7 protein-coding genes are annotated in these 16023 nt (G+C 69.5%); 3 read left to right on the forward strand and 4 right to left on the reverse strand.

Features of this window, described 5'->3' with window-relative positions; translation table 11 throughout:
* Positions 1–23 precede the first annotated feature (23 nt).
* Together OHB04_RS19130 and OHB04_RS19135 are read left to right on the forward strand one after the other, a co-directional pair.
* A complete protein-coding gene (locus tag OHB04_RS19130) occupies positions 24–497 on the forward strand; it encodes a hypothetical protein (RefSeq protein WP_326807880.1) in 474 nt (157 codons plus the stop codon).
* Positions 494–4261, forward strand: a complete 3768-nt coding sequence (locus tag OHB04_RS19135) for a caspase, EACC1-associated type (protein ID WP_326807881.1) — start codon at positions 494–496, stop codon at positions 4259–4261. Before OHB04_RS19130 ends, OHB04_RS19135 begins: the two co-directional genes overlap by 4 nt.
* 499 nt (positions 4262–4760) lie before the next feature.
* On the opposite strand, the gene OHB04_RS19140 is transcribed toward OHB04_RS19135, so the two are convergent.
* On the reverse strand, positions 4761–7394 hold the full coding sequence (locus OHB04_RS19140) for a valine--tRNA ligase (protein ID WP_326807882.1): 2634 nt from the start codon (positions 7392–7394) through the stop codon (positions 4761–4763).
* A 294-nt stretch (positions 7395–7688) separates the two neighbouring features.
* Between OHB04_RS19140 and OHB04_RS19145 the strand changes: the two genes are divergently transcribed.
* Positions 7689–8243 carry a hypothetical protein gene (locus OHB04_RS19145; RefSeq protein WP_326807883.1) on the forward strand — a complete coding sequence of 185 codons (555 nt, stop codon included), beginning with the start codon at positions 7689–7691 and terminating at the stop codon, positions 8241–8243.
* Positions 8244–8553: 310 nt separating this feature from the next.
* On the opposite strand, the gene OHB04_RS19150 is transcribed toward OHB04_RS19145, so the two are convergent.
* The 3 genes from OHB04_RS19150 to cobN all read right to left on the reverse strand — a co-directional run bounded on the left by OHB04_RS19150 (position 8554) and on the right by cobN (position 15969).
* Positions 8554–8925 (reverse strand): 6-pyruvoyl trahydropterin synthase family protein, encoded by a 372-nt coding sequence (locus tag OHB04_RS19150; RefSeq protein WP_326688899.1) that lies wholly within the window; start codon positions 8923–8925, stop codon positions 8554–8556.
* A gap of 67 nt (positions 8926–8992) precedes the next feature.
* Positions 8993–11911: an AAA family ATPase gene (locus OHB04_RS19155; protein WP_326807884.1), complete on the reverse strand. Its 2919-nt coding sequence runs from the start codon at positions 11909–11911 to the stop codon at positions 8993–8995.
* Between the two features lie 257 nt (positions 11912–12168).
* Entirely contained in the window at positions 12169–15969 is a 3801-nt protein-coding gene (gene cobN / locus OHB04_RS19160) for a cobaltochelatase subunit CobN (RefSeq protein WP_326807885.1), read from the reverse strand.
* Positions 15970–16023: the final 54 nt, after the last annotated feature.

Raw genomic sequence — 16023 nt, forward strand, 5'->3', positions numbered from 1 at the left:
GACTGACTCTTACAGAGGCCCGCGTGCCAAAGTCGCCGGACAGACTGGGCAAGCACATACGCGAACGCAAGGAGCAGCACATGCGCAACGGGGGAACACCGTGGACACTCGCCGTGCCCACAGGCGGAGACATCCTCCGGCAGGAGCGTCTCACCCGAAATTTGCACGACACCCTGAACAGGGCGGACGGCCTCGTCGTCGGTTTCCACGACGCCGACGAGCCTACCGAACCGGGCCATAAGGGTGCCGGTGTGGGTGAGGTAGCTCTCTGGGCTGCTGGCACCGCCGCCGTCGCCCGCCCTGCGTCCCAGGTCCTGATCACTCTGATCAAGGAGTGGTGTGCCAAGGAACGGCACCGCAAGGTCGTGGTCACGGTGGGGGACGACTTCATCGAGATCACGGGGCGTCCGGACGCCGCACAGGAACGTATGGTCCGTGATTTCCAGGACAGGATCGCTGGCGAGGACGGTCCCGAACCGGATGACGGCGCAGCATGACCCGCCTCCACAAACGCCGGGCTCTCCTGATCGGCAACGAGAACTACGACGACGGCCGCTTCTCACCACTGGCCTCCGTACGGGCAGACCTGTGGGGACTTGCCCAGGTGCTGAAGCACCGCAACATCGGCAATTTCGTCTCCGTCCAGACCGAGTCCGATCTCGCCGCCAATGACATGCGGGCGGTCATCGGCGAGTTTCTCCAAGAGCGCGACGAGGACGAACTAGCGCTCGTGTACGTCTCAGGCCACGGCGTGCGCACCGTACGCGACGGCGGAGAGTTCCACTTCGTCGCCAAGGACACCGACTACGACCGGGTGGCCGCGACCAGCGTCAGCGCCGGGTTCCTCAACGACGCGCTGGAGGAGTGTGTCGCCCTTCAGAAGATCGTGATGATCGACTGCTGCCGCAGCGGCGGGTTCGCCATGGGCCTGCGCACGTCGGACCGGCGGGCCGATAACTCCGTGTCCAAATCGGGCGAGCAGCCGCCGCTGACCAGCAGGGGTGTGTACGTCCTGTCGTCCTCGCGGGCAGGGGAGGACTCTTACGCAGACACGGGCAGTGGCGACGACGTGAAGCCGTCGGCGTTCACCGGCGAAGTCGTCGAGGCGCTGCGCACGGGGAAGGTCAGCAAGGACGGTGGCAGCGCTGTGACAGTCAGCGACCTGTTCCACTACGTGAACCGACGCATGCGTGCCCAGGACGGCGGGCGCCAGGTGCCGGTGCACTCCGCGCTCGGCGTCGACGACCGCATCATCATCGCGGACAGCCCCTTCGGCCGAGCCCCTATCCTCGATCCTCTGAGCTCTCGGCCCCAGCCCATCGCCGGAGAAGCTGCACAGGCCCGTGTCGCGAAGTCCGTTCCCTCGCAGCCCGGTTGGGCCAACTTGCTGGACTACTACCGCGAGTGCGTCCTGGCCGAGAGCGCCGAGACACCTCTGATGGACGTGAGCCGTCAGGACGCGTCGTACGTGTGCCTGGCCGGCGCGGAAAGACTCATCTCCGGCGACGTCGACGACGACGGCTGTATAACTCTCCCCGACGAAGCGGCCCCGCTGGTGGACTCGGCAGCCGAGGAGGACGCCGAGCTCTGGGCGGGGTACCCGGCCGTGGTCCTCACCGGGCCACGCACCGGACGCCCCTGGCGGCAGCCGAAGTTCGCACCCCTGCTGGTACGTCGGGTCGAGATCGTCCAGGACGAGGGCGAGGTGCGACTCAAGCCGTATGGCCCGGTCCAGCCGCATCCTCAGCTGGCACTCGACTGGCTGGGAGAGGACGAGGCCAACCAGCTCATCGACACGTTTCAGCCGTCCTGGCATCGTGGGCAGCACGACCGTATGGCGGTGGAGGTGCGCAATCTCCTCACGCAGGAGTTCGAGCTACCGTGCGTGCAGGAGCTCCGTCCCGACCAGCTCGCCGACCGCATCGACGTCCGCACACCCGGACACGGGGCCCGCAACACTGCAGTCCTGTTCGCGTCACGCCCCCAGACGGGCTTCACAAAGGGGCTTCTCAACGACTTCGCCGGCATCGCCGACCAGACAGACCAGATCGGGCAGACCGCCCTCGGTGCACTAGCGCCCGATGCCGCGCAGCGAGCCGGGTCCCACGCCCACACGAGCCCCGAACCGACGCACCTCGTGACGCCGCTGCCCTGCAACGAAGCCCAGACGGCGGTTCTCCGGTCTGCCATGACACGCCGCCTCACAGTGGCCACGGGCCCGCCCGGCACAGGCAAGAGTCAGCTGGTCGCCAATCTCGTGGCCACGGCGATCGCGGCAGGTCAGACGGTACTGGTCGCGTCCACCAACAACGACGCCGTGGACGAGGTCTGGCGCCGCTGCGACAAGCTGGTGCCCGGCAGCGTCGTGCGCACCGGCTCGGCGCGGAAGAACGGCAAGAGCAACGCGGAGCACGAGGCCGCCGCGCTGCACGCGCTACGTACCGGCCCGGAGCCGCCCACCACCGTGGCCACGGCGTCCATGGCCACGGTGGTGGCCATCGACCGCCTGGTAGAAGTACGGCAAGGTCTGGCACACATCGCGGAGACCGAAGCGCGGCTTCGTCAGGCAGGCGAAGCCCGTGCCCACCACTCGGAACAGCTCGGGAGCACCGTCACCGAACTCCAACACCTGCTCGCTGGCACACCTCGGCCAAGGGAGCTGGAGAACAAGGCACGCCGCCTCGCCCACGCGCGCTTCCTCGGATCGTGGCGCCGATCCCGATTCCTGCGCACGACCGGGCTGGAGGGGCACGCCGGTGATCCCGCCGCGGCATGCCTCGCGCTTGCCGGCTTCGCCGCGGCCGAGGCGGAATGGCGTGACGGGCACGAGCAAGCGGCGGCCGTTGACGACACCGCACTCACGCGGGCTCTCCGTGAGGCGGAGAGCATCGTCCAGGACGCATCACGCACGCTCCTCGCCACCACGGTCCAAGCAGCCGCCTGGGCCGGACGCCGCCGCATTCTCGACCTGCTGGCGGCTCGGGACGGCAAACGGAGCGACTGGCCGCAGATGCGGAGAGTTTTGGGTCGCTCGAACGGTTCTCCGGACACGCCCGCCGTGGCCGGATGGGCCGTCACCAGTCTTTCCGCCCGGCGGTTCCCGCTGGGCCCGGCACTGTTCGATCTCGTCGTCGTCGACGAGGCCAGTCAGTGCGCCGTCCCCCACGTTCTGCCGCTGTTGTTCCGGGCGCAGCGCGCCCTGGTCATCGGTGACCCCATGCAGCTAACGCACATCACTCAGACCAGCCCACACCGTGAGGCTCTCATCCGGCGCGGGAACGGGCTACGGTCCGATTGGTTGGAGAAGCACCACCTCGCCTACCGGCGCCACTCGGCCTTCCACGCGGCCGAGCAGTCTGCGGGCGGCACGTTGCTTCTCGACGAACACTTCCGCTGTCATCCGCAAATCGCCAGCATCTCCAACGACTTCTTCTACGACGGCGGGCTGACAGTCCTCACCGACACCCGCGGCCGGCCTGCTCTGGCGCATCGCTCGGCTGTCATCTGGACAGATGTGACCGGGCGGGCCGCCCGCCCGCCGTTCGGCGGCTCCTGGATCAATGAGGACGAGATCCGCAAAGTGCAGGACAGCGTCCGCTATCTACTAACGCAGCTCCCGCCCGAGGCCACCGTAGGCGTTGTTACTCCCTTCACAGCGCAGGCCGAGACGCTGCGCAAGCGGCTGCAGCCGTACGACGAGGAGCGCCTTCGCATCGGTACGGTGCACACCTTCCAGGGCGGAGAGCGCGATGTCATGGTGTTCTCACTCGTCGCCGGCGAAGGCATGCATCCTGGAGCCGTCGAGTGGATCGGTGGACAGCTGAACCTGTGGAACGTCGCCATCACTCGGGCACGCGGCCACCTCATCGTGGTGGGGGACAAGGAACTCTGGCGGAAGCGGGGTGGCGTGGGCACAGCGCTGCTGGAGACCGCGGACCGGAACGGCGCACCCCTCGGTGGCGGAAATGACGATGTGCTGCTCAAACGCCTGTACCGGACCCTCTCCCTGAGAAAAGGGGCCACCGTCACGCTGGGCGAGACCGTTCACGGGCATCCGGTGGACGCTCTGGTGGGCGGCACCAGTGCCACCACTTCGAGAGTTGTATTGCTCGACAGGGGAATCGAGGAGGGCTCCGACGCGGCCCGCCACCTTCGGCTCATGCTGCACCGACGCAACCTGCTGGGCAGTGAGGATGGAAAAGTCGAAGCCGTTCGATGGCCTGCGTGGAGGCTGTACGAGACAGGCGAACGGCGAGAGTGAGTTCTGGTTCGTGCCATGATCCGGCGCGGCGCTCGCTCTCCACACGCCCGCCCCTCTGAGCCCACCCATGCGGCTGGGCACGACGAAGGACCGCGCCAATCCAGCGCTTCGGGTCACCTGGCAGAACAGACCGACCTGACTTGCCACAGCGGCTACGCGGGTTCTTGGGAGCCAACCCACTCCCTAACTCCATTCCAGACCACCCGGGACCGCTCACCTCCAACGCTCTGACCAGGAAAAACACCGAACCACACAGCTGGCAATTCGGGCTGGTCGTAGTACCTCACGAGGAGCCGGCCATCTGGCCCTACGAAGCCCCACTCCGTCAGCAGAGCCGCACTACGGCCAAGGTTCACCGCCTTGACGTAGGCGTACGCGAGGTCACTCTGGAAGCCCCTGGGGTCGATGGGGCTGTCCTGACCCCCTGAGACGTAGCGGTGCCCGCTTTATGAAGGATCCCCCCCGGACGATGCGTCCGGGGGCTTCCTCACTGGTCAGGCTATTGGGCAGGCGGCAGGTTGTTGATCTGCTTCCGCAGCCGGACGATGTCCTCTTCGGCCTTCGTGAGGCGGGTACGGATCTTCTCGACCACGTTGTCCGGGGCCTTCGCCAAGAACGCCTCGTTGCCGAGCTTGCCCTCCGCCTGAGCCTTCTCCTTCTCGGCCGCAGCAAGGTCCTTTGCCAGCCGCTTGCGCTCGGCCGCGACGTCGATCGTGCCGGACAGGTCGAGCGCGACCGTGGCGCCGGCAACTGGGAGAGTCGCCGTGGCGCTGAAGCCGTCGCCTTCCGGCTGGAGCCGGAGCAGCTGGCGGATGGCGGCCTCGTGGGCAGCGAGCTGCGTACCTGACAGCTCCAGGCGCGCCGGGACCTTCTGACCGGGCTGCAGGCCCTGGTCCGAGCGGAAGCGCCGAACCTCGGTGATCACCTGCTGGAGGCTCTCGATCTCCGCCTCGGCCGCCGCATCGCGGAGCCCGCTGTCCGTCGGCCAGTCAGCGATCACGATGGACTCGCGGCCGGTGAGCGTGGTCCACAGCGTCTCCGTCACGAACGGAACGACAGGATGCAGCAGGCGCAGCGTCACGTCCAAGACCTCGCCCAGGACACGTGCCGAGACCTTGGCCGCGTCGCCGCCGGCCATGAACGTCGTCTTGGACAGCTCGACGTACCAGTCGAAGACCTCGTCCCACGCGAAGTGGTACAGGGCATCGGCGAGCTTCGCGAACTGGTAGTCGTCGTAGTGCGCGTCCGCCTCGGCCACGACGGTGTTCAGCCGGGACAGGATCCAACGGTCCGTGGCCGAGAGCTGCTCGGCCGGGGGCAGCTCGCCCTCGATCGTGGCGCCGTTCATCATCGCGAACCGTGTCGCGTTCCAGATCTTGTTGGCGAAGTTCCGGGACGCCTGGACCCAGTCCTCGCCGATCGGCACGTCGGTACCGGGGTTGGCTCCCCGCGCGAGCGTGAACCGCAGAGCGTCGGAGCCGTACTTGTCCATCCAGTCCAGCGGATTGACCGTGTTGCCGAACGACTTCGACATCTTCTTGCCGTGCTCGTCACGGACCATGCCGTGGAAGGCGATGGTATGGAAGGGGACCTCGCCGTCCATCGCGTAGAGGCCGAACATCATCATCCGCGCGACCCAGAAGAACATCAGGTCGGATCCGGTGACCATGGCCGAGTTCGGATAGAACTTGGCCAGGTCCGCGGTCTTCTCGGGCCAGCCCAGCGTCGAGAAGGGCCACAGGCCGGACGAGAACCAGGTGTCGAGGACGTCGGTGTCCTGCTCCCAGCCCTCGCCGCTCGGCGGCTGCTCGTCGGGGCCGACGCACACGGTCTCACCGTTCGGGCCGTGCCAGACGGGGATCCGGTGGCCCCACCACAACTGCCGTGAGATGCACCAGTCGTTGAGGTTGTCGACCCAGTCGAAGTACCGCTGCGACAGGTCGGCGGGGTGGATGTCCACCCGGCCGTCGCGGACCGCGTCACCCGCGGCCTTGGCGAGCGTCTCGACCTTCACCCACCACTGAAGAGACAGCCGCGGCTCAAGGGTCGTCTTGCAGCGCGAGCAGTGGCCCACCGAGTGGACGTACGGCCGCTTCTCCGCGACGATCCGGCCCTCGGCGCGCAGCGCGGCGACGATCGCGGAACGCGCCTCGAAGCGGTCGAGCCCCTCGAACGGACCGTGGACCGTGATAACACCGCGCTCGTCCATGACGGTCAGCGACTCCAGGCCGTGCCGCTGGCCGATGGCGAAGTCGTTGGGGTCATGGGCGGGCGTGACCTTGACGGCACCGGTGCCGAACTCCGGGTCGACGTGCGTGTCGGCGACGACGGGAATCGTGCGGCCCGTCAGCGGCAGCTTGATGTGCCGACCGACGAGGTGCTTGTAGCGCTCGTCGTCCGGGTGAACGGCGACGGCGGTGTCACCGAGCATGGTCTCCGCACGCGTGGTGGCGACGACGACCGTGCCGTCCCCCTCGCCGTACTTCAGGGAGACCAGCTCGCCGTCGTCGTCCTGGTAGTCGACCTCGATGTCCGAGATCGCCGTCAGGCAGCGCGGACACCAGTTGATGATGCGCTCGGCGCGGTAGATCAGGCCGTCGTCGTACATCTTCTTGAAGACGGTCTGGACGGCACGGGACAGACCCTCGTCCATGGTGAAGCGGTCGCGGCTCCACGCGACGCCGTTGCCCAGGCGCCGCATCTGCCCGGCGATCTGACCACCGGACTCGGCCTTCCACTGCCAGACCCGCTCGACGAACGACTCACGGCCCAGGTCGTGACGCGACTTGCCTTCCTTGGCGAGCTCCCGCTCGACAACGTTCTGCGTCGCGATACCGGCGTGGTCCATGCCGGGCTGCCACAACGTCTCGTAGCCCTGCATGCGCTTGCGACGAGTGAGGGCATCGATCAGCGTGTGCTCGAAGGCGTGACCCAGGTGGAGGGAACCGGTGACGTTCGGCGGCGGGATGACGATGGTGTACGCGGGCTTGTCGCTCTTCGCGTCGGCCTCGAAGTAACCGCGCTCTACCCAGCGCTCGTACAGCGTCCCCTCTACCTCGGCCGGCGTGTACTGGGTCGGCAGTTCGGGGGCGCTGTTCGGCCCGCTGTCGGGGCGCTGAGTATTGTCGGTCACGACGGCCATTCTAGGGCCGTGGCACTCCTCGCCCCGCCTGACTATCGCGCGCGCTCCGTGCCTTGGTCAGGGCAGAAGAGTGGCCGCACGGAGGTAATTCGAGTGTGACCAAGAACACTCCCGTGCGGCCGGTTCTCAGCCTACCTCTCCGCCTGACCGAAATCGCAATTCTCCAAGCCGCTCCAGGCAGACGAACTCGGCTCTCGCGGTGACCTGGACTGGTCCCGATGCGCGGTCGACTCGGTGAACATGCGCTGGACGGAGATGTCTGTGCCTCGTGCTATCCAGGCTCGTATGACGGATACGACGTACTCCGAATTGCTGGGAACCATCGATGAGTTCGCTGGCCGGCTGGACCCGCAAGAGCAGGCGGCCTGCCTTTACGGCCTGATCGCTCCGCTGCTCGACCGCGTTGAGCAGGAGGACGAGGAGTTCAGCGATGAGCCCGTGCTGTCGACCCCGGAGGCGGTGGAGGGGCTCCGCAGAGCGGCTGCCGAGGAGCTGATCGATGCCGACGCGGTCTATGACCATCTGACCGCTGTGGGCCTGTACTACTCCGAAGACCAGGATGAAGAGCGGCATGTGATAGCCCAGACCGCCGATGCCGGGGCGGCCTGGCTGCGTCTGCTGACGGGGCGAGAACTGCGTTCGACGAGCCTTGAGGACGACGAGGACCTGATCCCGTCGTTCGCTCCGTCGACGTTCACGCAGATCGTGGACCTTCTGGCCTGGACTCGATCGGGCCAGGTCTACATCCACTGGGAAGATGCCATCGCCGATCCCGGCCTGTGTGATCTTCCGGCCGCGATCCACGAGCTCAGGGCGATGCACCTGGAGATCACCACCTGATGCGATCGTCAGGGGCGGATCATGGCCATGCGTTGAAGGCGGATCGCGGCCATCCGTTGAAGATTGCAGGCTAAGACGCCGAGTCCGGACCAAGCTTGGGCTCCGCTGAGCCGCCACAGCCGGGTTCGGCGGAGCCCGGACCTCCTTCAGCGCCGCCGCCCGCCTCGCCGCCTGGGCCGTCGCCTATGCCCTGCTCGCCTGCTGCTGGTGGTGGTGGCTGGCCGCGTTGGCCACCGTCGGCTGCGCGGCCGTGGCCGCCCCGGTCGGACTGGTTCGCCGGAGACGCCGGGGCGCAGAACCGGCCCGAGGCTCAGCGCTCGGGGCGGTATTCGGCCCAGGTTTTGGGGGTCTCGGAGACCCTGACCGCTGCCAACTCGGGGTAATGCTCGATCCAGAGGTCGCAGATCCATGCGGCCAGGTTCTCCGCCGATGGTGAGATACCCCCCCCCATCGCCTCGTTCAGGTGACGGTGGTCGAGGGTCTCGTCCATCCATTTCTTGAAGGTGTCGAGCTCGCGGTAGTCACGGACGAAGCCCGCGTCGGTGAGGTCCTCGCGGCGGGCGGACAGCTCCAGCACGACGATGTAGTTGTGGCCGTGCATGCGTGCGCAGGGGTGCCAGCTCGGCAGCCGGTCGAGGACATGGCTGGCCGAGAAGTGGAACTCCTTGGTTATCGTCAGCATGGCGGCTCCAGTCTGCCACCTGCCGTCAGGGCGCCCAGCCGTCCGTCCGCCCTGGCGTCCGCCCTGGTCAATGGCCGATCCCTTCGCCCTCGCGGATGGCGTTGTTGAGCGGGATCTGTGTGAGGAAGCGGTCGCGTCGTACGTCGCCGGTGATCAGGTCCGCCTTGCGGGCGACCTCGCGCCGGGCCCGTTCGAGGAGGGCGTGCGCTTCCTCCCGTGCGTCCCCGGCGGCCCGTACGACGGCGGAGTGGTACAGGACCTCCTCCGTACGGAGGGCGGGCATGTCCCCGACCTCGTCCAGGATGCGAACGGCCTGGCGGGCCTGGTCCTGGGCGGCGGCCGTGTCGCCTTGCCGGAGCAGGATGCGGCTGCGCAGGGAGTGTGCGGCGATCTCGCTGCGGATCATGCCGCTGCGCCGGGTCTCGACGCAGGTGGCGACCGCCAGGCGGTCGGCCTGGTCGAGGAGTTCCCCAGGTCCGTCAGTGGCGCGCAGCAGGATCTCGGCGTACAGGTTGCGGACGATGGGGACGAGGTTGGCCAGCCACGTCCGCTCCGTCTCCGCCCACGCGTCGGTGATCAGCTCCAGGGCCTGGTCACGCCGTGCCGACCGCTCGGCATCATGCTGTGCCGACCGCTCGGCATCATGCTGTGCCGGCTGCTCGGCATCACGCCGTGCCGGCTGCTCGACGAGGAGGTGGGCGAGCAGCGCCTGGTTGTAGGCGTGCCAGCCGCTGTCGCCTCCGCGGTCGGCCTCGAAGTCGAGCGCTTCACGCAGGACGCCCTCGGCTTCCCCGTAGGCGCCGAGGCCCGTGTACACCTGTGCAAGGTAGTTGAGCGCTATGGGCAGCTCGGCCTTCAGCGGTTCGTCGCGCAGCCGTTGGACGCAGCGGCTCAGCCTGGTCAGCGCCTCGCTGAGGTGTCCGCTGTCGAAGAGGGTGATGCCGAGCTGCATCTCTCCCAGGTTGCGGGCGTGTTGGAGCACCGGGTCGCCCGTGCCGCCGAGGCGTGGGTCGGAGGCGTACATGCGCTCCGCCTCCCGCAACTGAGCCAGGCCGTCGGCCAGCCGTCGCTTGGACACCTGCCGTCCGTACTCGACGCGGGCCACGAAGAGCGGGACGGGATCGCCGTGCTCCTCGGCCAGTTCCACGGCCGCGCGGAGCTTGTCCAGGGACGGCACCAGGCCCTGGGTCGCCAGCAGGGTCTTGCCGCGCAGGAGCGTCGTACGGATCGCCAGCTCGGGGATGCGGCAGCGCCTGGCCGCTGCTTCGGCCTCGGCGGCCAGGACGTCGATGTCCGGGCCGCCGGCCGGCTGGTGCTGGCCGCGCCAGCGCACCTCGGTCAGGGACAGCAGCAGTTCCACCGCCTGGACGAGCCGCCGGTCCCGGCTCTCCTCGTGCTCCGGCAGGTCACGGACGGCCTTGATCACCTCTTCGCAGTGCCGCTCGGCCTCGGCGAAGGACAGCCCTTCCATCGCGGCGTCCCGGGCCAGCCCGTAGTGGACCTCGGCCGACGCGAGCAGGCTCTCGGTTCCGCCGCTGCGGAGGTGGCGGGCGATCTCCAGCCGTCGCTCCAGCGGCACGCCGTCCAGCGGCACGCCGTCCAGCGGCACGCCGTCCAGCGGCACGCCGTCCAGCGGCACGCCGTCCAGTGACGTGCCGTCCAGTGACGTGCCGTCCTGTGGCGTGCTGTCCAGCGGCACGCGGCCCGCCCCGGCGCCGTCCAGCGGGCCGGACGTGAGGGCCGCCGCGATACGGGCGTGCCGGGAGCGCAGCTGCTGAGGGGTCTGCTGGTCGTACACCACGCCCCACAGGGCGCTGTGCTCGAAGCGGTAGCAGTCGGAAGCGTCCAGCCGTGCCCACCCGGGCGGCTCCGTCCGCAGGATCAGCCGGTGCTGAGCGGCGATGAGCCGCAGCCGCTCCATCACCTCGTCGTGCGGCACTCCCTTGACTTCGGCAACCGTCCGCGACAGGAACGTCTCGCCCTGGGTCGCCCCGATCATGAGCAACTCGCGGTCCAGCTCGGTGAGCGGCCGGAGACGGTCTTCCACCACCCGCGAGAGGCTGCGGGGCAGTTCGACGACGAGCCCGTCGTCGGGGCGCCACTCCTCCAGGCAGAGGGTGACGAAGACGGCGTGGCCGGCGGTCAGCCGGCTCAGCTGTTCGGACAGGGCCGGCGGAGCATCCGGGTGCCGGGAGCGCACCAGCTCGGCGACCGCGTCCTGTGGCAGACCTTTCAGCACCCGCCGTCGCAGGAGCCCGTCCTTCGCCCAGTCGTGCAGCAGATCCTCGACAGCGGAGCCCGGACCCTCGGCGTACGCCCCGTCCGTCGTATGGCTGAGCACCACGCCGAGCGGCTCGCCGGGCAGCCGCCGCAGCAGTCGGTCGAGGACGAGCAGGCTGCTGGGGTCGCCGTATTGAATGTCGTCGATGAGCACCACAGTGGGAGGGCCCTGCCGGACGAGATCCAGCAGGGCGTCCACGATCTGCGTGGCGGCTCCCTGCTGGAAGGGCAGCAGGCTGTCGAACGGCATCGATCCCGAGGTGAGGGAGGCCTCCGCGACTTCCTTGCCCAGGTTGAACAGCGCACCCAGGCCGGGCACGATCGCGGACAGCACCTCCGGCGCGGAGCGGACGGCGCCCTGACCGGTGAAGCTCAGCAGCCTGCGGAAGACGCCGGGCTGCTTGACCTCCTGGTCCTGGGCCAGCTGAAGGAGCAGATCGACGATCGCTCCGTAGTGCAGCCCTGAGCCGATGGACGGCTGGCACCGCGCGGATACGACTCGGCGGACGTCCGCCCCGCGAGAGGCGTCGGCCTCCGCCTCGAACGCCCGCAACAGCGCCGACTTCCCCATGCCCGAGGCACCGTCGACCACGATCGCCCGGCCGCCGCGCCCTGCGGTCACGTCCGCCATCAGCGAGCGCAACTCGTCCATGTGCTCCACGCGGTCGACAAATCCGGTCCGCACCACAGTCCCCGTCTCAGCCATCCTTCACGGAACTTCCGTACCCACAGCATTACTTGCGCCTACGGTAGATCACGCGAAACACGTCTCCCGCTCGGCCGAATCATGGTGGCCAGCGAGGGGACCGGCACAGAAGCAGGTTTTTGGCCGACAGTTCGGCGTCGGGGCGTTCGGGGCCCGGTGGTGGCGCGTTCGGGGTCAGGTGGTGGGCCCGTTCGGGGTCGGGGAGTGGGCGACGGTGTCCCCCACTCCCCGTCGGCCCGGCTCGGCAGAGACGGGGCTCAGTCGTCCGTCTCCAGGTCGCCCTCCGTCTCCAGGTAGACCTGGCGGAGCGCTTCCAGAACCTCGGGGTCGGGCTTGGACCACATGTTGCGGGACTCGGCTTCCAGGAGGCGTTCGGCTATGCCGTGGAGTGCCCAGGGGTTGGCCTGCTGGAGGAAGGCGCGGTTGGTCTCGTCCAGGACGTAGGTCTCGGTGAGTTTGTCGTACATCCAGTCGGCGATCACGCCGGTGGTGGCGTCGTAGCCGAAGAGGTAGTCGACCGTCGCGGCGAGTTCGAAGGCGCCCTTGTAGCCGTGGCGGCGCATCGCTTCGATCCACTTGGGGTTGACGACCCGCGCGCGGAAGACGCGGGAGGTCTCCTCGACGAGGGTGCGGGTGCGGACCGTTTCGGGGCGGGTGGAGTCGCCGATGTACGCCTCGGGGGCCGTGCCGCGCAGGGCGCGGACGGTGGCGACCATGCCGCCGTGGTACTGGAAGTAGTCGTCCGAGTCGGCGATGTCGTGCTCGCGGGTGTCGGTGTTCTTCGCGGCCACCGCGATCCGCTTGTAGGCCGTCTCCATCTCCTCGCGGGCCGGGCGGCCGTCGAGTTCGCGGCCGTACGCGTAGCCGCCCCATACGGTGTAGACCTCGGCGAGGTCGGCGTCGGTGCGCCAGTCGCGGGAGTCGATGAGCTGGAGCAGGCCCGCGCCGTAGGTGCCCGGCCGGGAGCCGAAGATGCGGGTGGTGGCCCGGCGTTCGTCGCCGTGCTCGGCCAGGTCGGCCTGGGCGTGGGCCCGTACGAAGTTGCGGTCGGCGGGCTCGTCCAGGGAGGCGGCCAGACGGACCGCGTCGTCCAGCAGGCCGATGGTGTGCGGGAACGCGTCGCGGAAGAAGCCGGAGATCCGGAGGGTGACGTCGACGCGGGGGCGGCCCAGCTCCTCGTACGGGACGGCTTCGAGGCCGGTCACGCGGCGGGAGGCGTCGTCCCAGACCGGGCGGACGCCGAGCAGCGCCAGTGCCTCGGCCACGTCGTCGCCCGCCGTGCGCATCGCGCTCGTGCCCCACAGGGACAGGCCGACGGAGGTGGGCCAGTCCCCGTTCTCCGTGCGGTAGCGCTCCAGCAGCGAGTCGGCGAGCGCCTGGCCGGTCTCCCAGGCGAGGCGCGAGGGGACGGCCTTGGGGTCGACGGAGTAGAAGTTGCGGCCGGTCGGCAGGACGTTGACCAGACCGCGAAGGGGGGAGCCGGAGGGCCCGGCGGGGACGAAGCCGCCGTTCAGGGCGTGGACGGTGTGGTCGAGTTCGGCCGTTGTCGCGGCCAGGCGGGGGACGACCTCCGTCGCCGCGAACTCCAGGATGGCGCGGACCTGTTCACCGTGGGTCTCGGGCTCCGGAAGCGCGGCGAGGTCCCAGTCCGCGTCGTCCATGGCCTGGACCAGGGCGCGGGCCCGCGCCTCCGTCTCGTCGGCGCTCGTCCGCGTCGCCGCCGACTCGTCCAGGCCGAGCGCCTCGCGCAGCCCCGGCAGCGCCTGGTTGCCGCCCCAGATCTGGCGGGCGCGCAGGATGGCGAGGACGAGGTTGACGCGGTCGCCGGCCGCCGGGGCGTTGCCCAGGACGTGCAGACCGTCGCGGATCTGCGCGTCCTTGACCTCGCACAGCCAGCCGTCGACGTGCAGCAGGAAGTCGTCGAAGCCGTCGTCGTCCGGACGGTCCTCCAGGCCCAGGTCATGGTGGAGCTTGGCGGCCTGGATGAGCGTCCAGATCTGGGCGCGGATGGCCGGGAGCTTGGCCGGGTCCATCGAGCTGATCTGCGCGTACTCGTCCAGGAGCTGTTCCAGGCGCGCGATGTCGCCGTACGACTCGGCGCGGGCCATCGGCGGGACGAGGTGGTCGACCAGGGTGGCGTGCACCCGGCGCTTGGCCTGGGTGCCCTCGCCCGGGTCGTTGACCAGGAACGGGTAGACGAGGGGAAGGTCGCCCAGCGCGGCGTCGGGTGCGCAGGCGGCCGACAGGCCCGCGTTCTTGCCGGGCAGCCACTCCAGGTTGCCGTGCTTGCCCAGGTGGACCATCGCGTCGGCGCCGAAGCCCCCCTCCGCGCTGGGCGCCGCGATCCAGCGGTAGGCGGCCAGGTAGTGGTGCGAGGGCGGCAGATCGGGGTCGTGGTAGATCGCGATCGGGTTCTCGCCGAAGCCGCGCGGCGGCTGGATGAGGATCAGCAGGTTGCCGCGCCGCAGGGCCGCCAGGACGATGTCCCCGTCCGGGTTGCTGCTGCGGTCCACGAACATCTCACCGGGCGGCGGGCCCCAGTGCTGCTCGACGGATTCCCGCAGCTCCTTGGGCAGACCCGCGTACCAGCGGCGGTAGTCGGCCGCCGGGATGCGTACGGGGTTGCGGGCCAGCTGCTCCTCGGTGAGCCACTCCTGGTCGTGGCCGCCCGCCTCGATCAGGGCACGGATCAGCTCGTCGCCGTCGCCGGAGACCAGGCCGGGGATCTCCTCGGCCGGGCCGAAGTCGTAGCCCTCGGTACGCAGGCGGCGCAGCATTGCTACGGCGCTTGCGGGGGTGTCGAGGCCGACGGCGTTGCCGATACGGGAGTGCTTGGTGGGGTACGCGGACAGGACCAGGGCCAGCCGCTTGTCGGCGGCCGGGATGTGCCGCAGCCGCGCGTGCCGTACGGCGATGCCCGCGACGCGCGCGGCCCGCTCGGGGTCGGCGACGTAGGAGGGCAGACCGTCGGCGTCGATCTCCTTGAAGGAGAACGGCACGGTGATCAGCCGCCCGTCGAACTCGGGCACCGCGATCTGGCTGGCCGCGTCCAGCGGTGAGACGCCCTCGTCGTTGCGCTCCCACTCGCTGCGCGGCGCGGTCAGGCACAGGGCCTGGATGACGGGGATGTCGAGCCCGGTGAGCGCGCCCGCGTCCCAGGACTCGTCGTCGCCGCCCGCCGACGCCTCGGCGGGCTTGGTGCCGCCGGCGGCCAGGACGGTCGTCACGATCGCGTCCGCGCCGCGCAGCTGCTCGATCAGCTCGGGCTCGGGGGCGCGCAGGGAGGCGACGTACAACGGCATCACCCGGCCGTGGGCCCGCTCGATCGCGTCGCACAGCTCGCGCACGAACGCGGTGTTGCCGCTCATGTGGTGCGCGCGGTAATAGAGCACGGCGATCATCGGGGTGTCCGGCTGGGTGCCGGGCAGCGGAAGACGCTCCAGCCGCCCCCACGACGGCGCCTGCGCCGGGGGGTCGAACCCGTGCCCGGTCAGCAGCACCGTGTCGGACAGGAAGCGGGCCAGCTGCTCCAGGTTGGCCGGACCGCCGTGCGCGAGGTAGGCGTGCGCCTCGGCCGCGATGCCGATGGGCACGGTGGAGGCCGCCATCAGCTGGGCGTCGGGCGCCTGTTCCCCCGTGAGGACGACGACGGGGCGGCCGTCGGCGCGCAGCAGGTCGAGCCCGTCCTGCCAGGCCCGTACGCCGCCGAGCAGGCGTACGACCACCAGGTCGACGCCCTCCAGCAGCGCGGGCAGCTCGTCGAGCGGGAGGCGGGAGGGATTGGCGAAGCGGTAGCCGACGGGGCCTTCGGCAGCCCGGGCGCTCAGGAGGTCGGTGTCGGAGGTGGAGAGAAGCAGGATCTGACGACGCTCACCGTCGCTCTCGCCATTGCCCCCGCCCTCGCCGCCGGGGCTCTCCTCGTGGCCGGAGCTCTGCTCGTGGCCGGAGCTCTCCTCGTGGCCGGGGACGTCGGGGGCTCGGCCCGGATCCGGCTGCGCGCTCCCGGCCCTGTGGTCGCTGTCGCGGTGCGGGGCGTTGTCCTGTGACGAAAGCGGCATGCGGTGTTCGGCCCTTCCTCGGGGTGTCCACGCCCCGGGCGGTCTCGGACTGGG

This window comes from Streptomyces sp. NBC_01775, assembly GCF_035917675.1.
Lineage (GTDB): Bacteria > Actinomycetota > Actinomycetes > Streptomycetales > Streptomycetaceae > Streptomyces.

Bases quoted from the DNA above. Each gene is read 5' to 3' on its own strand.
- cobN (WP_326807885.1), bottom strand. From the start codon at position 15,969: ATGCCGCTTTCGTCACAGGACAACGCCCCGCACCGCGACAGCGACCAC.
- OHB04_RS19145 (WP_326807883.1), top strand. From the start codon at position 7,689: ATGACGGATACGACGTACTCCGAATTGCTGGGAACCATCGATGAGTTC.
- OHB04_RS19155 (WP_326807884.1), bottom strand. From the start codon at position 11,911: ATGGCTGAGACGGGGACTGTGGTGCGGACCGGATTTGTCGACCGCGTG.
- OHB04_RS19135 (WP_326807881.1), top strand. From the start codon at position 494: ATGACCCGCCTCCACAAACGCCGGGCTCTCCTGATCGGCAACGAGAAC.
- OHB04_RS19150 (WP_326688899.1), bottom strand. From the start codon at position 8,925: ATGCTGACGATAACCAAGGAGTTCCACTTCTCGGCCAGCCATGTCCTC.